At 70.1% G+C, this 20406-nt stretch carries 22 protein-coding genes; 13 read left to right on the forward strand and 9 right to left on the reverse strand.

Features of this window, described 5'->3' with window-relative positions; genetic code table 11:
• On the reverse strand, nucleotides 1-354 hold a 354-nt coding region (locus ACYVE7_RS11290; protein ID WP_460364565.1), incomplete at its 3' end, for a phosphatase PAP2 family protein.
• Between the two features lie 95 nt (nucleotides 355-449).
• Here ACYVE7_RS11290 and ACYVE7_RS11295 point away from each other — a divergent pair.
• Both ACYVE7_RS11295 and recQ read left to right on the forward strand, forming a co-directional pair.
• Nucleotides 450-659, forward strand: coding sequence for an EF-hand domain-containing protein (locus tag ACYVE7_RS11295; RefSeq protein ID WP_460364566.1), 210 nt, complete (start codon nucleotides 450-452; stop codon nucleotides 657-659).
• A gap of 57 nt (nucleotides 660-716) precedes the next feature.
• A complete protein-coding gene (recQ, locus tag ACYVE7_RS11300) occupies nucleotides 717-2654 on the forward strand; it encodes a DNA helicase RecQ (protein ID WP_460364567.1) in 1938 nt (645 codons plus the stop codon).
• Between the two features lie 7 nt (nucleotides 2655-2661).
• Here the strand turns inward: recQ and ACYVE7_RS11305 are convergent, their stop codons facing one another.
• From ACYVE7_RS11305 to rho, 4 genes are all read right to left on the reverse strand, one after another.
• Nucleotides 2662-3240: a TetR/AcrR family transcriptional regulator gene (locus ACYVE7_RS11305; RefSeq protein ID WP_460364569.1), complete on the reverse strand. Its 579-nt coding sequence runs from the start codon at nucleotides 3238-3240 to the stop codon at nucleotides 2662-2664.
• On the reverse strand, nucleotides 3233-4066 hold the full coding sequence (locus tag ACYVE7_RS11310) for an alpha/beta fold hydrolase (RefSeq protein WP_460364570.1): 834 nt from the start codon (nucleotides 4064-4066) through the stop codon (nucleotides 3233-3235). The genes ACYVE7_RS11305 and ACYVE7_RS11310 overlap by 8 nt, the downstream gene beginning before the upstream one ends.
• Nucleotides 4067-4205: 139 nt before the next feature.
• Complete coding sequence (locus ACYVE7_RS11315) at nucleotides 4206-7739, reverse strand: protein kinase domain-containing protein (protein ID WP_460364571.1); 3534 nt, start codon at nucleotides 7737-7739, stop codon at nucleotides 4206-4208.
• A gap of 46 nt (nucleotides 7740-7785) precedes the next feature.
• Nucleotides 7786-8886 carry a transcription termination factor Rho gene (rho, locus tag ACYVE7_RS11320; RefSeq protein ID WP_460364572.1) on the reverse strand — a complete coding sequence of 367 codons (1101 nt, stop codon included), beginning with the start codon at nucleotides 8884-8886 and terminating at the stop codon, nucleotides 7786-7788.
• Between the two features lie 213 nt (nucleotides 8887-9099).
• On the opposite strand from rho, the gene ACYVE7_RS11325 reads away from it, so the two are divergent.
• The 3 genes from ACYVE7_RS11325 to ACYVE7_RS11335 all read left to right on the forward strand — a co-directional run bounded on the left by ACYVE7_RS11325 (nucleotide 9100) and on the right by ACYVE7_RS11335 (nucleotide 11332).
• Nucleotides 9100-9807, forward strand: a complete 708-nt coding sequence (locus ACYVE7_RS11325) for a MerR family transcriptional regulator (RefSeq protein ID WP_460364573.1) — start codon at nucleotides 9100-9102, stop codon at nucleotides 9805-9807.
• 63 nt (nucleotides 9808-9870) lie between these two features.
• Nucleotides 9871-10725: an SDR family oxidoreductase gene (locus ACYVE7_RS11330; RefSeq protein WP_460364574.1), complete on the forward strand. Its 855-nt coding sequence runs from the start codon at nucleotides 9871-9873 to the stop codon at nucleotides 10723-10725.
• A 43-nt stretch (nucleotides 10726-10768) separates the two neighbouring features.
• Complete coding sequence (locus ACYVE7_RS11335) at nucleotides 10769-11332, forward strand: TetR/AcrR family transcriptional regulator (protein WP_460364575.1); 564 nt, start codon at nucleotides 10769-10771, stop codon at nucleotides 11330-11332.
• Nucleotides 11333-11362: 30 nt separating this feature from the next.
• Here the strand turns inward: ACYVE7_RS11335 and ACYVE7_RS11340 are convergent, their stop codons facing one another.
• Nucleotides 11363-11836 (reverse strand): VOC family protein, encoded by a 474-nt coding sequence (locus ACYVE7_RS11340; protein WP_460364576.1) that lies wholly within the window; start codon nucleotides 11834-11836, stop codon nucleotides 11363-11365.
• A 127-nt stretch (nucleotides 11837-11963) separates the two neighbouring features.
• Here ACYVE7_RS11340 and ACYVE7_RS11345 point away from each other — a divergent pair, with 127 nt between their 5' ends.
• The 4 genes from ACYVE7_RS11345 to ACYVE7_RS11360 all read left to right on the forward strand — a co-directional run bounded on the left by ACYVE7_RS11345 (nucleotide 11964) and on the right by ACYVE7_RS11360 (nucleotide 14995).
• Nucleotides 11964-12407 (forward strand): T3SS (YopN, CesT) and YbjN peptide-binding chaperone 1, encoded by a 444-nt coding sequence (locus tag ACYVE7_RS11345; RefSeq protein ID WP_460364577.1) that lies wholly within the window; start codon nucleotides 11964-11966, stop codon nucleotides 12405-12407.
• On the forward strand, nucleotides 12407-13300 hold the full coding sequence (locus tag ACYVE7_RS11350) for a S1C family serine protease (RefSeq protein WP_460364578.1): 894 nt from the start codon (nucleotides 12407-12409) through the stop codon (nucleotides 13298-13300). The genes ACYVE7_RS11345 and ACYVE7_RS11350 overlap by 1 nt, the downstream gene beginning before the upstream one ends.
• A gap of 32 nt (nucleotides 13301-13332) precedes the next feature.
• Nucleotides 13333-14094, forward strand: a complete 762-nt coding sequence (locus ACYVE7_RS11355) for an arylamine N-acetyltransferase family protein (protein WP_460364579.1) — start codon at nucleotides 13333-13335, stop codon at nucleotides 14092-14094.
• Between the two features lie 109 nt (nucleotides 14095-14203).
• Nucleotides 14204-14995, forward strand: coding sequence for an SAM-dependent methyltransferase (locus ACYVE7_RS11360; RefSeq protein ID WP_460364580.1), 792 nt, complete (start codon nucleotides 14204-14206; stop codon nucleotides 14993-14995).
• Between the two features lie 12 nt (nucleotides 14996-15007).
• Here the strand turns inward: ACYVE7_RS11360 and ACYVE7_RS11365 are convergent, their stop codons facing one another.
• On the reverse strand, nucleotides 15008-15493 hold the full coding sequence (locus tag ACYVE7_RS11365) for a DinB family protein (protein ID WP_460364581.1): 486 nt from the start codon (nucleotides 15491-15493) through the stop codon (nucleotides 15008-15010).
• A 39-nt stretch (nucleotides 15494-15532) separates the two neighbouring features.
• On the opposite strand from ACYVE7_RS11365, the gene ACYVE7_RS11370 reads away from it, so the two are divergent.
• Together ACYVE7_RS11370 and ACYVE7_RS11375 are read left to right on the forward strand one after the other, a co-directional pair.
• Nucleotides 15533-16174, forward strand: a complete 642-nt coding sequence (locus tag ACYVE7_RS11370; protein WP_460364582.1) for a TetR/AcrR family transcriptional regulator — start codon at nucleotides 15533-15535, stop codon at nucleotides 16172-16174.
• Nucleotides 16171-17145, forward strand: a complete 975-nt coding sequence (locus ACYVE7_RS11375; RefSeq protein WP_460364583.1) for an endonuclease/exonuclease/phosphatase family protein — start codon at nucleotides 16171-16173, stop codon at nucleotides 17143-17145. The genes ACYVE7_RS11370 and ACYVE7_RS11375 overlap by 4 nt, the downstream gene beginning before the upstream one ends.
• A 151-nt stretch (nucleotides 17146-17296) precedes the next feature.
• On the opposite strand, the gene argG is transcribed toward ACYVE7_RS11375, so the two are convergent.
• Nucleotides 17297-18733 (reverse strand): argininosuccinate synthase, encoded by a 1437-nt coding sequence (gene argG / locus ACYVE7_RS11380; RefSeq protein WP_460364584.1) that lies wholly within the window; start codon nucleotides 18731-18733, stop codon nucleotides 17297-17299.
• Between the two features lie 118 nt (nucleotides 18734-18851).
• Between argG and ACYVE7_RS11385 the strand changes: the two genes are divergently transcribed.
• Nucleotides 18852-19037 carry a hypothetical protein gene (locus ACYVE7_RS11385; protein ID WP_460364585.1) on the forward strand — a complete coding sequence of 62 codons (186 nt, stop codon included), beginning with the start codon at nucleotides 18852-18854 and terminating at the stop codon, nucleotides 19035-19037.
• Between the two features lie 10 nt (nucleotides 19038-19047).
• On the opposite strand, the gene ACYVE7_RS11390 is transcribed toward ACYVE7_RS11385, so the two are convergent.
• Nucleotides 19048-19353: a hypothetical protein gene (locus tag ACYVE7_RS11390; protein ID WP_460364586.1), complete on the reverse strand. Its 306-nt coding sequence runs from the start codon at nucleotides 19351-19353 to the stop codon at nucleotides 19048-19050.
• 104 nt (nucleotides 19354-19457) lie between these two features.
• Here ACYVE7_RS11390 and ACYVE7_RS11395 point away from each other — a divergent pair.
• A partial coding sequence (locus ACYVE7_RS11395) for an AAA family ATPase (protein ID WP_460364587.1) occupies nucleotides 19458-20406 on the forward strand: 949 nt, incomplete at its 3' end.

The raw sequence follows: 20406 nt of genomic DNA on the forward strand, positions 1-20406 counted from the left end.
GGCCGGCGCGAACGCCGCGGCGCTCGCGGAGTGCCCCGAAGGGAAGGACGGCGAGGTGGGCAGGCGATGGATCCGTACCCGCGGCACCAGATGCACCCGTGGTCTGCGCCGCCGGAAGAGCTGTTTGCCGACGAGGTTGACCGCGGGGCTGGCCAGCCCGATCGCGATCACCCCGCGGAGCGCGGCGCGCCGCCACGACGGCCGGCCCGACGCTCCCAGCGCCGCCGCCGTGGTGAACCAGAGCACACTGTGATCGGCGGCGTGCGACAGCCGCGGCAGGACGTTCTCCAGGCCCGTGAGCTTGGATCTCGCCACCCGGTCGAACGCATCCTGATCCATTTCGGTCAACCCCATGACGAGCACATCCCCGCGCGTCGCCCGGTTATGCCATGTCGAGGATCACTCGCTGTGTCATGATGCGATGATCAGCCAGCGAAAAGGAGTCTGCATTGACCGTCGAAGGCGTGCTCACCGCGTTCCGGACCGTCGACGCCCAGGAGAACGGCAAGCTGGATCTGGTCGGATTCACGCTTGTCCTCGAAGAACTCGGATTGACGTGGAGCAAGGCCGAGACGCAGGAGTTCTTCGAGCGCGCGGACGTCAATCATGACGGGTTCATCACTTTCGATGAGCTCCAGGCCCTGCTCGACACCCTGTAACGCGGGTTATCCACAGGTACTCGGGTGAATGTCGGGGGAGCTCCATACACTGACGTGGTGACTTCCCCCGATCAGGCACTCGCCGTCCTCAGCCGGGTGTTCGGCTACGACTCCTTCCGGCCCGGCCAGCAGGAGATCATCGACCATGTCGTGGCGGGCGGCGACGCGCTCGTCCTGATGCCCACGGGCGGCGGCAAGTCGCTGTGCTACCAGATCCCCGCGCTGGTCAGGCCGGGGGTCGGGGTGGTGGTCTCGCCGCTGATCGCCCTGATGCAGGACCAGGTCGACGCGTTGAAGGCGGCGGGTGTCAACGCGGCGTTCCTCAACTCCACGCTCAGCTCCGACCAGCGGCGGGAGGTCGAGCGGGCGTTCGTCTCCGGCGAGCTCGACCTGCTGTATCTGGCGCCGGAACGGCTCGGGGGCGAGGGCACGCTGCGGCTGCTGGAGCGCGGCAAGATCTCGTTGTTCGCGATCGACGAGGCGCACTGCGTGTCCCAGTGGGGCCACGATTTCCGGCCTGACTACCTCGGTCTGTCGGTGCTGCACGAGCGCTGGCCCGACGTCCCCCGCATCGCGCTGACGGCCACCGCCACCGAAGCGACCCATACCGAGATCGCGCAGCGGCTCGATCTGGTGAACGCCCGGCATTTCGTCGCCAGCTTCGACCGGCCCAATATCAAGTACCGGATCGTCCCCAAGAACAATCCGCAGCGGCAGCTCCTCGAACTGCTCCGCACCGAGCACCAGGGCGACGCGGCGATCGTCTACTGCCTTTCGCGCGCCTCGGTCGAGAAGACGGCGGAGTTCCTGGTCAACAATGGCGTCGCGGCTGTTCCGTACCATGCGGGCCTGCCCGCGGACGTGCGTGCCCGGCACCAGTCCCGGTTCCTTCGCGAGGACGGGCTGATCGTCGTCGCGACCATCGCTTTCGGGATGGGCATCGACAAACCGGACGTCCGGCTGGTGGCCCATCTCGATCTGCCGAAGTCGATCGAGGGCTACTACCAGGAGACGGGCCGTGCGGGCCGCGACGGGCTGCCGTCCACGGCCTGGATGGCCTACGGGCTCGCCGACGTCGTCCAGCAGCGGAAGATGATCGACTCGTCCGAGGGGGATTTCGCGCACCGGCGCGCCCTCACCCTGCACCTCGACGCGATGCTCGCCCTCTGCGAGACGGTCACCTGCCGCCGGGCGCGGCTGCTCGCCTACTTCGGCCAGCAGGATCCGGTGACGTGCGGAAACTGCGACACCTGCGACACCCCGCCCGAGTCCTGGGACGGCACGACCGCCGCGCAGAAGCTCCTGTCGGCCGTCTACCGGCTGAAGAACGAGCGGAACCAGAAGTTCGGCGCCGGCCAGATCATCGACGTGCTGCTTGGCAAGACCACCGACAAGGTCACCCAGTACCGGCACCACGAGCTGACGGTCTTCGGGATCGGCACGGAGCTGGGCGAGGCCGAATGGCGGGGTGTCGTCCGGCAGCTCCTGGCCCAGGGCCTGCTCGGGGTGGAGGGCGACTACGGCACCCTCGTCCTCACCGACGCGAGCGCCGAGGTGCTCGGCCGCCGCCGCGACGTCCTGATGCGCCGCGAACCCGAACGCACCCGCACCGCCGCCGCCAAGACGAAGAAGCCCGCCGTCCCGGTGGACTTCCCGGCCGAGGCGCAGCCGCTCTTCGAGCATCTGCGGGCCTGGCGTGCCGCTCAGGCGAAGGAGCGCGGCGTCCCCGCCTACGTGATCTTCCATGACGCGACGCTCCGCGAGTTCGCCGTCCGCCGCCCCGCGAACCGCACCGAGCTCGGTTCGATCTCCGGGGTGGGCGAGGCCAAGCTGGAGCGCTTCGGCGAGTCCCTGCTGGCCGCCCTCGCCGACTATTCCGACGCCGCGCCTCCGCAGCCGCGCGCCCCGGTCGCCGACCGCCGTGCCCCGGCGCGTGTGGCCGCCTTCGATGAGGAGATCCCCCTGCCCGAGGAGCCCGCCGACGAAGACTGGTGACCGCCGATCAGGGGGCCGTGCGCAGGGCCCGGTCGAGGAAGTCGACCATCCAGTCGAGGGTGGCGGCGGGATCGCCCTTCCACTGGAAGCCGCGCGCCGCCTGAAGGTCGGCGAAGCCGTGGAACAGGGAGCGGAGCAGGCGGGTGGCGTCGTTCAGCCGGTCTTCGGGCAGGTCGTAGCCGCGGAGCACCGCCTTGACGGAGTCGGCCACCCGCAGGCTGACGGCGAGCAGCGGGTCGTCCGGATGGTCGGGGTCGTCGGAGTGGCGGACGGCGATGGTCGCGGCGTAGCGTCCCGGATGGTCGGCGACCCAGCCGCAGAACGTCAGGGCGAACGCCTCCAAGGCGTCGCGTCCTGACCGGCCCTGGAGTGCGTCGCGGAGCGCGTCGCCGAGCTCGGTCATCGCGAGGATCGCGATCCCGCGCTGCAGGTCGGCCAGCCCGTCGACGTGCTTGTACAGCGACGGGGTCTTGACGCCGAGCCGTTCGGCGAGCGGCGCCATCGCCAGGTTCGCGTAGCCGACATCGTCGGCGAGCCGCGCCCCGGCCGCGATCACCTCCGGCTTGGAGAGCCCGGCCCTAGCCACGCGCGTGCTCCCGCAGGAACGGCAGAATGAGCTCCGCGACCCGTTCGGGCTGCTCCGCGTGGATGTAGTGGCCGCCGTGCTCGACGACCGCGAGCGAGCCGAGCCCGTCCGGCAGCGCCGCGACGATCTTCTCGCCCTCGCGTCGGGGGTCGGCGAAGTCGGGGTCGTCCAGCCCCATGACGATCAGTGCGGGGCACCGCACGTCGGCCAGGCGTGCGTGGGCGTCGGCGGGGGTCGACTTCCCGGTCTTCAGGAACTCCGCGAACCGGCCGGGCTCCCGCAGCTTCGCCGCCAACTCCGCCATGTACCGGTCGTAGTCGGCGGGCTTGGTCGCATACGCGACGTCCAGGTACTTCCGCCACTGCCCGAGACTCTTGAAGATCATCGTCCTCATGAGCCTGCTCATTCCCTTCCGGTACCGCGCCACCCCGAACAGCCCCTTGAAGTCGACGGCCTGGGTCAGTGTGAACGGGTTCAGCTCGACGATCCCGCACACGTCCTGCGGCGCGCTCGCGGCGGCGATCGTCGCCGCCCCACCCGACAGTGAATGCCCGACGATCACCGCGGGCCCGCCCAGTTCCCGCACCAGCGCGAGGAGATCCCCGGCCACGTCCGTCCGGCTGATCCCCGCCCACCCGAGGCTCGACTCCCCATGCCCCCGCAGATCGGCGACGGCCACCCGGTACCCCGCCGCGGCGATCAGCGGCGCCAGAAACCGGAACACCTCCCGCCGATCCCCGATCCCATGCGAAAGCACGACAAGCGGCCCTTCCCCCACCACCTCATAAGCGATCCGCCCACCCGCGACCTCAAGAAACTCACTCATACCGACCTCCAGGCTCATAGCGATAGCCATAAAGCTAATCTCATTAGCCAACCCCGTCAACCCCCCCGGCGATGGCCATCCGGGCAGGCGGAACCAGGCCGCCGACGCGGCCTGAGTGGTCGAACGGGCGGGCGCTGCGTCAGCAGGTCGCGCGGTAGGGGACGTCGGGGACGTGCTGCTTCCACTCCTGCTCGGTGAGGGCGCCGTCGGTTCGGCAGAGCTCCTCTCTGATCTTCTTCGGGTCGATGAGATGGGTGACGAGGAGGCCGTCCTCACCCAGGGAGATGACGGAGGAGCCGTCGGGGGTGAAGCCGAGGCTGTGCAGGTCGAAGCCGGGGTCGGCGCCGAGGTGGCCGGTGAGGGGGATGCCGTAGGGGCGCTGCTCCTTGACGTCCCAGAGCAGGACGTGGCCCTTCGGGTCGGTGGTCGCGAGCAGCCGGCCGTCAGGGGAGAACGCGGCCCTCTTGTCGACGACGCTGACCCCGGCGCGGATCCCCGGCCCGATGCGCCGGAACTCGCGGTCGAGGAAGTAGATGCGGACCCCGTACAGCCAGGCCGTGGTGCCGTCCTTGCTGGTCGCCTCACCGTTGACGCCGCGTTCGGGGCCGATCAGGACCTTCCCCGACGGCACCTCGACGAGCCCCTGGTCGTCTCCGGCGAAGACGCTCCTGCCGTCCGCGCTGAAGACGACCTGCCGGAACAGGACGCTGTTCGAGCCAAAGCTGAAGCTCGCCGCGACCTGGCCGGAGTTCTCCTTGAGGAGTTTTCCGGTGGCGGTGTCCCAGAGCTGGAGCAGGGTCGGCCCGCCGGAGCGGCTCCAGGACACGGCGAGGACCTTGCCGTCGGGGGAGATCCCGGCGATGGGTTTGCCGCTGAACGGCGCGCCCGTCTGGATGGTGATCCGTTTGGTCGCGGTGGGGACGTCCCAGAGGTCGATCGTGCCGTTCTCGTGCCCGTTGGCGAGGGTTCTGCCGTCGGGCGACAGCCAGTAGCCGTAGAGCAGGCTGCTGCTCGCGGAGTCGGGCCCGATCGGCAGGGTGTTCCGTTTCTGCTTGGTGACCGGGTCCCAGATGTCGATGCCGCCTTCGTTGTCGACGGCGAGGGTCGTGCCGTCCTTGCTCAGCGCCGACGACGGGCTGAACCCGAGCTTGGTGAGCTGCAGCGGACGGGTGAAGGCGCTGACGTCGATGGAGTTCACGGCGTCGTCGGTGTCGACGCAGCGCAGGCTCTTGTCGTCGGGGCCGAACCGTTGCAGTCCGCAGAGGTCGCGTTTGTAGACGAGGAGCGGGTCGCGGTCGAACCCTTCGGTGCTCCAGAGGGTGTGGTCGTAGGCGACGTACTTGGAGTCGGAGCTGAAGCGCACGTCGGCGCTGTCGCCGTCGGGGGCGCCGAAGGCGCGGCCGAGGAACTTCTTGGTGTCGTAGATCTGGAGTTCGTTGCCCGCGTGCAGCCCGAGGTAGGCGCTGTCGGGGCTGACGGTCAGCGCGTCGATGTTGCTGCCGCGCTTCACCAGGGCGAGTTTCGGGCCCTTGATCTTTTTGCGCTCCTTGATGCTCCACCACGTCACTTTGTCCTCGTACGCGGCGATGACGAGGTTCTCGTTCGGTGAGATCGCGATCTGGCGGTATTCGTCCCGGGAGTCGATCAGCATCTTGCCGCCGGCGACCTCCCAGACCACGAAGTTCCGTCCCGCGTGCAGCGTCAGGTAGGTGCCTTTGGGGCTGAGTTCGAGTGGTGCGCCGAGCTTGCTGAGCTCCATCTGGATGGCGCCGGTCTGCTGCCCGGTGCCGACGTCGAAGAACCGGGTGATCCCGCCGTTGTTGACGGCCAGCACCCGCCCGTCGTCGGACAGGTCGTACTGGATGATCGGCTTGTCGCCCTCGACCTCGAACTCCCGGACGATCGACCTGGCGTCGGCGTCGACGATCTTCACGGTGCGGTTCTGCAGGAAGACCAGCAGATGGCCGGTCTGGTCGCTGTCGACCGACCAGCCGTTGTCGACGCCCGGCGGCACGAAGATGAACTGCTCCCACTGGTGGTAGAGCGTGGTGACCGCGCTGCGGGCGTCCATGCTCTCCGGGGCGAGCGACACTCCCGCGATGGCGAGCCTGCGGGCGAGGTGCGGGTCGATACGGCGCAGGGCGACGGCTTTGGCGGCCAGCTGGGCGCCGGTGGCGGTGTCGCGTTGGGTGGCGACCTTGGTGTTGGTCCTGCTGAGGTTGAGGCTTTGGATTCCGGCGGCGGCGCCCGCGACCAGGGCGAGGACCAGGGCGGCGGAGACGGTGGCGAGGGTGAGTCTGCGGTTGCGGGCCGTGGTTCTGGTCTTGGTGACGGAGGCGTCGAGGAAGGCGCGTTCGACCAGGTTCAGGGTGAGCTGGCGGCGGCCGGTGGCGGCCCAGGTGAGGGCCTGGTCGAGGGTGGAGCCCTGGTAGAGGTCGCCCGGTTTGCGGCCGTGGGAGTCCCAGAAGCGGGCGGCGTCGGCGAGGGAGTGGTGGAGGGTGAGGCCGTCGCGTTCGGACGCCACCCAGTCGCGCATCCGCGGCCACGCGCGGATCAGGGCGGGGGTGCCGATGCCGATGGTGTGGCCGTCGCTGTGCAGCAGGCCCGCCTCGCCGAGGCTGTTGAGGATCCGCTGGACGGTCCGCGATTCGACCTCGTCGCCGGAGAACTCGCCGATGGCGACGTTGCGGAGCGTGTCGGCGGCGTCCGGGCGGGCCGCGACCATCCGCAGCAGCACCCGCGGCACGGCCTCCTGCGCGTGCGGGTCGAGCTGCCGGTAGACGCCCTCCGCCAGCTCGGCCAGCGACGGAGGCAGCGCCGCCGACGGCTGCAGGCTCGCCGCCGCGTCCTTGCCGGCCTCCAGCGGATCACGGGCCTCGCCGCCGATCAGGCCGACCAGGATCTCCTGCGGTGACGGCCGGTTCGCCGGCTCGTGGGACAGGGCGCGCTCCACGAAACCGCGGAGCGGCTCGGACAGGAAATGGGTCTCCGGCTCGGTGTTGAGCACCTGGTGCATGAGCGAGGGGAGGCTTTCGCCGTCGAACGGGGGGCGGCCCGTCGCGCAGAACAGCACGATCGCGCCCCACGCCCAGACGTTGACGGCGGGTGTGGCGCGCTGGCCGAGGAACAGTTCGGGCGCCATCCAGCGAGGCGTGCCCTTGAGGTTGCCGGTGGCGCTGCGCGACATCTCCTCGGTCTTGGCGATGCCGAAGTCGATGACGCGGGGGCCGTCCGGGCCGAGCAGGACGTTCGCGGGTTTCATGTCGCGGTGCACGACCCCGGCCCGGTGGATCGACGACAGCGCGGTCGCGATGCCGATGGCCAGCCGGTACAGCTCGTCGGAGGTGTAGGCGCCGTTCCGCTCCACCCAGGTCTGCAGGTCGGGGCCCGGCACGTACTCGCTGACGATGTACGGCGGCAGATGGTCGAGGTCGGTCGCGATGATCCGGGCCGTGCAGAAGGAGGCAACCTGGTTGAGCGTCTCGACTTCTTTGCGGAGCGCGTGCCGGAAGTCGTCGGTGACGAGTTCGTTGTGCAGCGCTTTGACCGCGACCCTGGTGCCCTGGGCGTCGTAACCCTCGTAGACGACGCCTTGGCCGCCGGCGCCCAGCCGTGACGCCAGCCAGTAGGCGCCGAGTTGACGGGGGTCGCTCGCCTGCAGAGGTGTGGCCATACACCGATAAGCGATGCGTTAGCCGGAATATGTCACTGTGACGTCGTCAGCCGGGCAGTTCGGCGAGGATCTCGGCGTTGGAAGCCGTCGCCTTGACCTTGCCGAGCAGCAGTTCCATCGCCTGGACGTCGTCGAGCGCGGCGAGCATCCCGTGCAGCCGGGACGCCTTCGCGAGTTCGGCGGGCGGGATCAGCAGTTCGTCGCGGCGGGTCGAGGAGGCGGCGAGGTCGATCGCGGGGAACAGCCGCCGTTCGGCGAGTTTGCGGCTGAGCCGCAGTTCCATGTTGCCGGTGCCCTTGAACTCCTCGAAGAACACCTCGTCCATCCGGGAGCCGGTCTCGACGAGGGCGGTGGCGAGGATGGTCAGCGAGCCGCCCTCTTCGAGGTTGCGTGCGGCGCCGAAGAACTTCTTGGGCGGGTAGAGCGCGGAGGCCGCGACGCCGCCGGCGAGGATCCGGCTGGAGTTGGGGGCGGCCAGGTTGTGGGCGCGGCCGAGCCTGGTCAGCGAGTCGAGCAGGATGACGACGTCACGGCCCTGTTCGGCGAGGCGCTTGGCCCGTTCGACGGCCAGTTCGGAGACGGCCAGGTGCTCGGCCGGCGGCCGGTCGAACGTCGAGGCGATGATCTCGGCGCCGGGGACGCTCCTGCGCAGGTCGGTGACCTCTTCGGGCCGCTCGTCGACCAGCAGGATGATCAGGTGGGTCTCGGGGTGGTTGACGGTCATCGCCCTGGCCAGGGACTTCAGGATGATCGTCTTTCCGGCTTTGGGCGGTGCGACGATCAGTCCGCGCTGGCCCTTGCCGATCGGCGCGACCAGGTCGATGATCCGGCCGATCGGGTCGGGGCCGAGCGTGAACCGCTCGTCGGGGAAGATCGGGGTCAGTTCGGCGAACCGCGGCCGTCGCGGCATGGTGGGCGCCGAGACGAGGACGGCGCGGCCGCGCTGGTTGCGGGCGGTGCCGACGATGTCGTCTCCGGCCCTGAGCCCGTGCTTGCGGACCATGGCCAGGGGGACCTGGACGTCGCCGGGGGACGGCGTGTGGCCGTTGACCCTGACATAGGCGTTCTGTTCGTCGACGGCGAGAATTCCGGCGACGGTGAAGACCGCGGATTCAGCGGTCTGCTTTTCGTGTGTGGTGATGCTCATGGGGTTTTCCTTGGGGGGTGATGGGCGTGCCGGAATAGGGGCACGACGAAGAAACGCCTGGTGACGGCGGAGGGAAGCGCGAAAAAGGAGATCAGTTCTCGTGTGTTTTTCGCGGTGGTGCAGATCGGCTTCGCGCCGAGGGAATGGAGGCGAAATTTCCGGCCTCTTTCGCAGAGTAACATACGCGCACCGGTGGTTGGTATGGTCTGCCGCGTGGACGAGTACCGCATCGAGGAGCTGGCGCGTGAGGCGGGGATCCCGGTGCGGACCCTCCGCTACTACCAGGAGCGCCGGCTGCTGCCGCCGCCGCGCAGGGCGGGCCGGGTCGGCTGGTACTCCCCGGCCCATCTGGATCGGCTCCGGCTGATCGCCGGGCTGCTGGAGCGCGGCTACCGGCTCGACGGGATCGAGGAGCTGCTCGCCGCCGCCGGTGAGGGCCGTGACGTCACCGAGCTGCTGGGCTACGCGTTCGCGGCCGGGGATCCGTGGTCGGAGCAGAAGACCGTCGAGATGACCTTGGCGGAGGCCGCCGACCTGTTCGGCGACCAGTTGACGCCGCAGGTGCTGGCCGAGGCCGTCGAGCTGGGGTACGTCCGGGTGGAGGGCGACAGGTTCGTGCACACCAGCGCCCGGCTGCTGGACGCGACGGTCGAGCTGGTGCGGGCCGGGGTGCCGCTGTCGGCGGTGCTCGCGGTGAGCTGGGAGCTGGAGGCGGCGTTCGACCGGATGGCGTTCAGTTTCGTCCGGCTGGCGGAGACCTACCTGGTGGAGCGGCCCGCGGACGAGCTGGCGGCGACCGTCGAGCGGCTGCGGCCGGTGGCTCGGGCCGTCGCGGACGAGCATTTCGGGCGGGCGATGGACCGGCGGATCAGGGACGAGCTGAAGCGTCGCACCGGCTCATTGGACGAAGGGTCTAGCTAGCCCGTCAGATATGCCTTACTCTCCTCACTGTCCCAGTTGTGACTGGCAAGGAGAGAAGAAGTCATGCCTGTAGCGGTGGTGACGGGCGCGGCCCGTGGACTCGGTGAACTGCTGGCCGGGCGGCTCGCCGCCAAAGGCTTCGACCTCGCGCTCCTCGGGCTGGAGCCCGCCGAGCTGGAGCGGGTCGCCAAGTCGATCGGCGGCAAGGCCCGGTTCTGGGAGGTGGACGTCACCGACGACACCGCGCTCGCCGTGGTCGCGGCCGAGATCGAGCAGGAGTTCGGCCGGATCGACGTGGTCGTCGCCAACGCGGGGATCGCGACCGGCGGGCCCGTCGAGCTGTCCGACCCGCGGACCTTCAACATGGTCGTCCAGGTCAACCTGCTCGGCAGCGCCAGCACCGCGCGCGCCTTCCTGCCGGCGCTCCGCCGCAGCAAGGGCTACTTCTTCCAGGTCGCGTCGCTGGCCGCGCTCTGCTCGTCGCCGATGATGGCCGCCTACTGCGCCAGCAAGGCCGGGGTCGAGGCGTTCGCGCACTGCCTGCGCGCCGAGGTCGCCCACCAGGGCGTCAAGGTGGGGGTCGGCTACCTGAGCTGGACCGACACCGACATGGTGCGCGGCGCCGACGAGCACCCCGTGATGCGCGAGCTGCGCGCCGGGCTGCCCTACCCGGCCAACCGGACCTACCCCCTCGAACCGACCGTCGACCGGCTGGTCGCGGGGATCCTGCGGCGCAAGGCCGCCGTGTACGGCCAGTGGTGGCTGCCCGCGATGAAGCTCGCGCGGCCGGTCGTCCCCGCGGTCGTCACCCGGCAGGCCGCCAAGCTGCTGCGCGGTTTCGACGAGCGGTGGGCCGAGGCGGGCGACCCCGGTCTGGTGGGCGCGGGCGGCACGGCCAACAAACTGCCCGGCGCCTAACGGCGTTAGGGATACGCTCTCCCTAACGGTGTTAGGGGGAGCGGTGGACGGGCGCGCGGAACGGCGGGCGGCGACGGTCGGCAGGATCATCGCCGCCGGGATCGCGGTGCTCGCCGAAGAAGGGGAGCTCGGGCTCGGCGCGGTCGCCCGGCGGATCGGGATGCGGACCCCGTCGCTGTACGAGTACTTCCCGTCGAAGGCGGCGCTGCTCGACGCGCTCTTCGCCGACAGCGCACGCTCGCTCCGGGACGCCCTGACGGGAGCCGACGGGCTCAGGACGGCCGTCACGGGCCTGGTGGAGTGGACTTCACGCCATCCGGAACGGGCGCGGCTGATGTTCTGGCGGCCGCCGGGCCTGTACCCGTCGCCGGAGGCCGCGGATCCGGCCGTCGCGGCGCTGAACCTGCTGCGCGACGCGCTCCTCGCCGAGGTCGCGGCCGGCCGGCTGGCCCCCGACGCGGCCGAGGACGACGGCTCGTCCGTGCTGTCGGTGCTGGTCGCGGGGCTGGTCAGCCAGCAGATCGCCGCCGCGCCAGCCCCCCTGGACGTCACCGGCGGCGTGCTCGACCTGTTCTTCGCCCGCTACACGGCGAAGCCCGCCCCCTGATCAGGGAGCGGGCCTCGGAACGCGGACGGATCAGCCCTTGTAGGCGGCCTCGAGCGCGGCGACGTCGAGCTTGCGCATTCCGAGCATCGCCTGCATGGCGCGGGCCGCACCCTCCCGGTCGGGCCCGGCGAGGCAGGACTGGAGCGCCCGCGGGACGATCTGCCAGGACAGCCCGTACCGGTCCTTGAGCCAGCCGCACTGCGACTCCTCGCCGCCGTCCGCCGTCAGCGCGTCCCAGAGCCGGTCGACCTCAGCCTGGTCGTCGCAGTCGACCAGCAGCGAGATGGCCTCGTTGAAGGTGAAGTTCGACCCGCCGTTGAGCGCCTGGTAGCGCTGGCCGGCGAGCTGGAACTCGACGACCATGGCCGTCCCGGACGGGTAGGGCCCGCCGTCGGCCCACGGCTGGACGTCGAGGATCTTGGAGTCGTCGAACAGGGTCGTGTAGAACTCGGCGGCCTCTTCGGCCTTGCCGTCGAACCACAGGAAGGTCGTGATCTTCTGCATGTCCTTCTCCTTGCCGTTGTGGGTGTTCCTTACCCCTGCGTCGAGCGGGCGGTCCGCGGATCGACATCCCGGCCGAAGTTTTTCTTCTCGACGCGATGATCACGACGAATCCGTAGAATCCGGACTCATGTCCTATGTCGAGATGGCCCGTGCCTATGTGGAGAAGCTGCTCAAGGAGGTCCTGCGGACCGAGGATCTGAAGATCGACAGTGATGGCGACGTGCCGATCCGCAGCGGCAGCTCCGTCGCCTACGTGCGGGTCAGCCAGTCCGGCGAGACCACCCGGGTGCGGATCTTCGCCGAGGTGCTCAGGGGCGTCCCCGCCAGCCCCGAACTGTACGAGAAGCTCAACGAGCTGAACGCCGGGATCCTCGGCGCGCGGATCTTCCACAAGCACGACATCGTCACACTCTCGACCGAACTGCTCCCCGAGAACCTGCAGATCGAGGAGCTGCGGTTCGCCGTTGACTGCGTCACCACCCTCGCCGACGACTTCGACGACGACCTGTGCAAGCAGTTCGGCGGCGAGAAGGCCGTCAACGACGACCACGAGCGGGCCGTGGAGATCTGATGTCGCTGCTCCGCCAGTTCAGCGACGATCTGTCGCGGCTCATCGCCGGGGTGCTGCCCTCGGTCGTCGCCCTGTCCGACCCCGACAGCCGCTCCGCCGGATCCGGCTTCCTGATCGACTCGGTCGGGCACGTCGTCACCAACTACCACGTGGTCGCCGACTCCGACAAGACGATCCGCGCGTCCCTGCCTGGCCTGCCCGACCAGGACGCCGTGATCCTCGGCTTGGACCAGTACACCGATCTGGCCGTCCTCCAGCTCGAGAACCCGCCGAAGGACTTCGTCCGTTTCCGCGACGAGCCCGCCAGGCTCGGCGAACTCTGCTTCGCCGTCGGCAGCCCGCTCGGCTATCTGACCGAGAGCGTGTCGATCGGGATCGTCAGCGGGCTCGCCCGCACCATCAACCACCAGATGACGACCCGGCCCATCGAACGGTGCATCCAGGTCGACGCCGCGATCAACCCCGGCAACTCGGGCGGCCCCGTCTTCGACGCCGACGGCCTGGTCATCGGGGTCGCGACGGCCGGTAGGAACGAAGCCGACAACATCGGGTTCGCGGTCACCGCGGCGACGGCCAGGACCGTGGTGCCCGAGCTGATCGTGCACGGCCGGGTGGTCCGCGCGTCGCTCGGGATCGGGATCGCGCCGCGCGTCATCGAGCTGGACGGGCACCAGGTGCCGCGTCAGGCCGTCGTCAAGGTCAGCGCGCGGGCCGCGGCGGCGGGCTTCGTGATGGGCGATGTGATCCTGTCGATCCAGGGCCAGGCCGCCGACGAGCGCGCCGACCTCTACGACCACCTCGGCCGCGAGAGCATCGGCCGTCCCGTCGCGCTGGAACTGCTGCGCGCCGGCGAGGTCGTCCAGTTGACGATCACGCCGGAGGCGCCCGTCTGACGGTGACGGCGCGGCGGTGCCAGACTGAAGCGGTGGAAGACGAGCAGATCGCCGCATATCTGGACCGGATCTCCGTGGAGCGGCCCGCCGTCCCCGACGCGGTGGGGCTGGCCGCCCTCCAGGCCGCCCATCTGCGGGCCGTGCCGTTCGAGAATCTGTCGATCGCGCTGGGACAGAAGATCGTCCTCACCCCGGAGGCCCTGTACGACAAGATCGTCACCGGGCGGCGGGGCGGTTTCTGCTACGAACTCAACGGGCTGTTCGCGGAGCTGCTGCGCGGCCTCGGCTACCGGGTCACGCTCCAGTGCTGCCGTGTCTTCCACGACGACGGGCTGCTCGGCGCGCCGTTCGACCATCTCGCGCTCCGTGTCGACCTCGACGAGCCGTACCTGGTCGACGTCGGGTTCGGCGCGTTCAGCGACCGGCCGCTGCGGCTCGGCGTCCGCGGCGTCCAGGAGGATCCGGCGGGCGACTACGAGATCCGTGAGAACGGCGAGTTCCTGGACGTCCATGAGAACGGCGCGGGCGCCTACCAGCTCGATCCGCGCTCCTACGCGCTGTCGGACTTCGTCCCGCACTGCTGGTACCACCAGACGTCGCCCGATTCCCACTTCACCCGCTCCGACACCTGCTCGATCCGGACCGCGACGGGCCGCGCCACCCTCTCGCGCCGCCGGCTGATCGTCACCGCGGACGGAGTGCGCACCGAGCATCCGCTCGCCGATGACGCCGCGGTCCTGGCCGCCTACCGCGAGCACTTCGGCATCGTTCTCGACGCCCCGCCGGAAAGTTGAATACGCGAAGAGTTTCCCTGCCATCGCGGACGTTTAGCCGTATCTTGGACGGACTTGCTCCTCGGTAATCACCCCGCCACAGGAGGCGACCTTGAGCTCCGATCCAGCGATGCCGACCCCCCTGATCGACACCACGGTCTCGCACTCCGCCCGTATCTGGGACTACTGGCTGGGCGGCCGGGACAACTACGCCGTGGACCGCGAACTGGGCGACCAGATCGCGGCCGGGCTGCCCGACATCGTCGTCCAGGCACGCGCCGACCGGCTCTTCCTCGGCCGCGCCGTCACCTTCGCCGCACGTGAGCTGGGCATCCGCCAGTTCCTCGACGTCGGCACCGGGCTGCCGACGGCCGACAACACCCACGAGGTCGCGCAGCGCGTCGCCCCCGAATCCAAGATCGTCTATGTGGACAACGACCCGCTGGTCCTGGTGCACGCGCGCGCCCTGCTGACCAGCGCGCCCGAAGGCGTCACCGACTACCTCGACGCCGACATGTACGACCCGCAGGCGATCCTCGACGGCGCGTCCCGCACCCTCGACTTCACCGAACCCGTCTGCCTGACGATGCTCGGCGTGCTCTGGCACGTGCTCGACGACGACATCGCCAAGAACATCATCGACACGCTGCTGGCGCCGTTCCCGTCCGGGAGCGTCCTGGCCGTCGCTCATCCGACCCTCGAGGTGACCGGCGACCGGATGGCCGAGGCGATCCGCCAGTGGAACGAGTTCGGCAAGCCGTCCGGGCGCAGCCGCACCCCCGAAGAGCTGGCCGCGCTCTTCGGCGGGCTGGAGCTGGCCGAACCCGGGCTGGTGTCCTGCCCGCTGTGGCGGCCCGACCCCAGCCCGTTCGGCACTCCCGCGGCGATCGACCAGTTCTGCGGTGTCGGTGTGAAGCCCTGATCGTCGAGCCGGTCAGCCCATGGTCTTCTGACCGTCGATGGTCTCGCGGATGATGTCGGCGTGGCCCGCGTGCTGCGAGGTCTCGGCCAGGATGTGCAGGAGCACGCGGCGGAACGTCCAGCGGGCGCCCGGTTCGAACCAGGGCGCCTGCGGCAGCGCGTGGTCGCCGTCGAGGTCGAGCTCGCCGACCAGGGCGTCGGTCTCGGCGGCGACGGCCTCGTAGCGGGCGATCTGGCCGGCCAGCGACTCGTCGGGGTCGAGCAGGAACTGGCCCTCCCAGTCGACGGGATCGGCGTTCATCGCGTCGGCGCCGCCGACCGCGAACCGCGCCCACCGCTGCTCGACCCCGGCCACGTGCTTGATCAGACCGCCCAGGCTGAGCGCGCTGGCCGTCGGTGTGGCGCGGGCCTGTTCGTCGGTCAGACCGTCGACGGTGTGCAGCAGGAAGCCCCGGTGCTTCCGCAGTGTGGCCAGCAGATCGTTTTTCTCGGTGTTCATAACTTCTCCCTCTGTTACTTCCGAGGTTAGGGTGAGCGGATGTCGACGTCACGGGGACTCCCCAGAGGCAGGAACGCCCTGCCCCCCGAGGAGGTCGCGCGCCTCCAGCGCGCCCGCCTCTGCCGGGCCATGGCCGAGGCCATGGCCGAGAAGGGCTATGCCGCCACTTCGGTGGAGGATGTCCTGAAACGTGCCGGGGTTTCGCGGCTCAGCTTCTACCAGCTCTTCAGTTCGAAGTCCGACTGCTTCATGGCCACCTTCGACCGGGCCGGCGAGATGCTCATGGAGCGGATCGCGCTGTCGGTCGACGACTCGCTCAACGAGGGCGCGCCGCTGGAACGGTACGCGCGGGCGAGCGCCATCTATCTGTCGGCTCTTGAGGAGGAATGGCCGTTCACACGGCTTTTCCTGGTCGAGATGTTCGCGGCGGGCCCCGAACCGATCGCGCGCCGCCGCGAACTCCAAGCGGTGATGGCGGCCGCCCACGCGGACCTGCTGGGCGTCACCGACGAAGCGGGCCGGCTGGCCTGCCGGATGCTGGTCGCGGCGACCAGCGCGCTGGTCACGGCGGCCGTCGCGGAGAACGACCGGGAGGAGCTCCGCGCGGTCGGGCCACAGCTCCTCCAGCATGTCCGGCATCTATGGGATTCAGGGGTGTTCGGGGAGAAGGGGGAGGAATGACCGTCGTCGGGTCGTGGAATCTGGAGAACCTGTTCCGGCCCGGCGGGTCGTTCGGGCCGCAGGACCGGGCCGTCTACGAGGCGAAGGTGCGGGGGCTCGCCGCCGCGATCCGGGCCGTCGGGGCGGACGTCCTGGCCGTCCAGGAGGTGGGCGACGCGGGGGCGCTCGCCGATCTCGCCGCCGAGCTGGGCGCCGGCTGGGGTTCGGTGACGGCGCAGCGGTTCGAGTCGGGCCATCCGATCAGGACGGGTGTGCTGTCGCGGCTGCCGCTGCAGGTCGTGGGGGAGGCCGTCACGTTCCCGATGGGGCTGGCGCCCGTCCAGTCAGGCGACTCCCGGGGGACGATCACCTCCTCGACGGCCATGGGGCGGGGCGCTCTGGCCGTCAAGGTGACAGAGGCTTCGGGCGCGGACTTCACCCTGCTGTCGGTCCATCTGAAGTCGAAGCTCCTGTCGTTCCCGCCGGGCCGTGACGGCCGTCCGCGTTTCTCCCCGCACGACGAGGGGGAACGCGCCCGGGTCGCCGGTTACGCCCTGTTCCGCAGGACGGCCGAGGCGATCACCGTCCGCGCGCTGGTCGACCGGCTGCTCGAAGGGAAGGGCCGGGAGCGTCCGCTGATCCTGGCGGGCGACCTCAACGACGTCCCGGAAGCCGCCACCACCCAGATCCTGCACGGCCCGCCCGGCTCGGAACTCGGCACGTCGGGCGCCGACCTGCCGGACAAGGGCGACGCCACCCGCCTCTGGAACCTGGCCCCGCTGCTCCCGCCGTCAGAGCGTTTCTCCCGCGTCTACCAGGGCCGCGGCGAACTCATCGACCACCTCCTGGTCTCCCACGCCGTCCTCCCCCGCGTCTCCGCCGTCCACACCGCCCGCGCCACCCACCCCCTCCCCTCCCTGACCGACGACCCCACCCCCCGCCGCAACACCCCCTCCTCCGACCACGCCCTCCTCCACTTCACCCTCACCTGACCACCCTGGAGGCCGTCGTGCTCGGAAGGGCACGCGAGCGGGCTCACCCGGGAGTCGGCCCTGGGGTCGTCACGTGCTCCTCGCCCGCCAGGGGTCTGAGAACGGTGAAGCCGCCCGTGGAGTGCGGGCGGCTTCATCGGTGGTGTGGCGGTCAGTCGGTGCCGGCGTCGAAGGCGGCGTGGTCGAGGAGCTCGTCGTTGAAGGTGGTGCCGGCGGAGGCGATGGCCTCGGCGCCGCCCGCGGTCATCGCGCCGAGCAGGGCCGGGGCCTGGGCGGGGATGAGGGCGGCGGTGCGGCTGCCGACGATGCCGAGCTCCGCGTACTGCTCGAGGCGGGCCCGGGAGTCGGCGATGTCGAGGTTGCGCATGGTGAGCTGGCCGATCCGGTCGGTCGGGCCGAACGCGGCGTCCTCGGTGCGCTCCATCGACAGCTTGTCCGGGTGGTAGCTGAACGACGGGCCGGTCGTGTTGAGGATCGAGTAGTCCTCGCCGCGCCGCAACCGCAGGGTCACCTCACCGGTGATCGCGGTGCCGACCCAGCGCTGCAGCGACTCGCGCAGCATGAACGCCTGCGGGTCGAGCCAGCGGCCCTCGTACATCAGCCGGCCGAGCTTGCGGCCCTCGCTGTGGTAGGCGGCGAGGGTGTCCTCGTTGTGGATCGCGTTGACGAGCCGCTCGTACGCGGCGTGCAGCAGCGCCATACCGGGCGCCTCGTAGATGCCGCGGCTCTTCGCCTCGATGATCCGGTTCTCGATCTGGTCGGACATGCCGAGCCCGTGCCGTCCGCCGATCGCGTTGGCCTCCAGCACCAGATCGACGGAGGACGCGAACTCCTTACCGTTGATCGTGACGGGCCGCCCCTGGACGAACCCCACGGTGACGTCCTCGGTCTCGATCTCGACCGTCGGATCCCAGAACTTGACGCCCATGATCGGCTCGACGGTCTCGACACCGGCGTCCAGGTGCTCCAGGGCCTTGGCCTCGTGGGTCGCGCCCCAGATGTTGGCGTCCGTCGAGTAGGCCTTCTCGCCGCTGGCCCGGTAGGGCAGGCCGCGGGCGAGCAGCCATTCCGACATTTCGGCCCGGCCGCCGAGTTCGCTGACGAAGTCGGCGTCCAGCCACGGCTTGTAGACGCGGAGCGCCGGGTTGGCGAGCAGCCCGTACCGGTAGAACCGCTCGATGTCGTTGCCCTTGTAGGTGGAGCCGTCGCCCCAGATCTGGACGTCGTCCTCGAGCATCGCCCGCACCAGCAGGGTGCCGGTGACGGCCCGGCCGAGCGGCGTGGTGTTGAAGTAGGCGCGGCCGCCGGTCCGGATGTGGAAGGCGCCGCAGGCCAGCGCCGCGAGCCCCTCCTCGACGAGCGCCGCCCGGCAGTCGACGAGCCGGGCGATCTCGGCGCCGTACTCGCCGGCCCGGCTGGGCACCGACTCGATGTCGGGTTCGTCGTACTGGCCCAGGTCTGCGGTGTACGTGCAGGGGACGGCCCCCTTCTCTCGCATCCACGCGACAGCGACAGAGGTGTCGAGCCCACCAGAGAAGGCGATGCCGACGCGTTCGCCGACAGGAAGAGAAGAAAGCACCTTGGACATAGGGAAGAGTATGCATGAGGATGAATGATCATGCAAGCCTTCTGGGGTGAATCACGGAAGGGTTGCGGGATTCGCTACCCAGCGCGCACGGTCGAACACGTGTAGTAAGTTGCTGTCCGTGAGTGAGCAGTTCCCCCTCCCCTCCGTACAGCCCGCCCTTTCTCCGCTGGTTCCACCACAGCCCGTCCCGCCATGGCCGGCCGCGCAGATCACGCCGCTGCGCGCCGCCGCCCGCGCGAATCCGGCCGCCGCGCTGGCGATGGCCGCCTACCACCGGCAGGCGCTCGCCTACCTCGACTCCTGACCGGTCCCGGTCAGCTGAAGGTGATCGGGCCTTCGTGGCGGTTGATCTGGACGACGTTCCTGGCCTGACCGGTGAAACTGTTGCCCTCGTTGACCTGGTGCCAGAGCTGGTGGACCTGCTCCCGGAAAGCGGGATCGGCGGCGAACTCCGACTCCAGGGCGGTGGCCGTCTCCTCGGCGTCCGCGGCGGGGGAGGTGGTGAGACGCGCGCGGACCCGGCCGATCAGCGCGCCGAGCGCGCCGCCCGTCGACTCGCCCGCGCCCGTCGCGATACCCGTGGCGATGGCTCCGGCGATGGCAAGGGTGATCGGATCCATGGGGGCTCCTGTTCGTCGGGGAGATCAGTCCATCATGCGGGAGGAAGGCCGGAAAGCGGTGTAGCGTCGGCGATACGGGCGTTCTGGATCTTCTGGGAGTGGACGTGGCGGAGTACTCGGGCAGCGCGCGGAACGTGGTCCAGATCGGGCAGAACCACGGACCGATCACGTTCGAGGCGCCGGAGCGGCCCGTCCCGTGGGAGATCGAACCGTTCCCCGGCGTGTTCGTGGACCGCGCCGAGGAGATGGACAGGCTGCGCGCTCGGGCGGGCATCGCGGTGCTGACCGGGCTGCCCGGTGTCGGCAAGAGCACGCTGGCGCGGCGGTTCGCCGAGCTGAGCCGCGACAGGTTCCCCGGCGGGCAGCTCCTGGTGGAGGTCGCGGACTACACGGTCGGCGGCGAAGTCGACGTGCTCGGGATGATGGGGTCGTGCCTGGCGGCGCTGGGCGTCGCGGAGGAGCACCAGCCGTCACGGCTCGCGGACCGCGTCAAACTGTTCCGCACCCGGACCGCCGCCCAGCCCTGCCTGGTGATGATCGACGGGGCGACCGAGCCGGCGCAGGTCCGGAATCTGCTGCCGCGGGCGCCCGGCAGCCTCGTCCTCGCGACGACCGGCGCCGACCTGAGCGAACTCGACCTGGCCGGCGCGACCTTCCACGAACTGCGCGGGCTCGGCGCCGAACACAGCCGTGAACTGTTCGTGGCCGTCGCGGGGGAGCCGTCGGGCACCGAACTGGTCGGCTACGCGGACGGCCTGCCGCTCGCCATCGCGATCATGGGCAGTCTGGTGCGGCGGCTGCACGAGACCACGCTCGCCGAACTGTCCGCCGAGATCGCCGACGACCGTCGCCGCCTCCACACGCTGTCGCTGGGCGGATGCCGCGTCTCGGCCGCGTTCAGCAGCTCCTACCAGCGGCTCCCCGACGACGCGCGGCTGCTCTACCGGCGGCTGTCGCTGCTGCCCGGGCCGGATTTCACCGGCGCCGTCGCGGCGGCGCTCGTCCTCGCTGGCGGCGCCCTGATGGGCCGGCTCGCCGACGCGCACCTCCTCG

Source organism: Actinocorallia lasiicapitis (genome assembly GCF_054778695.1).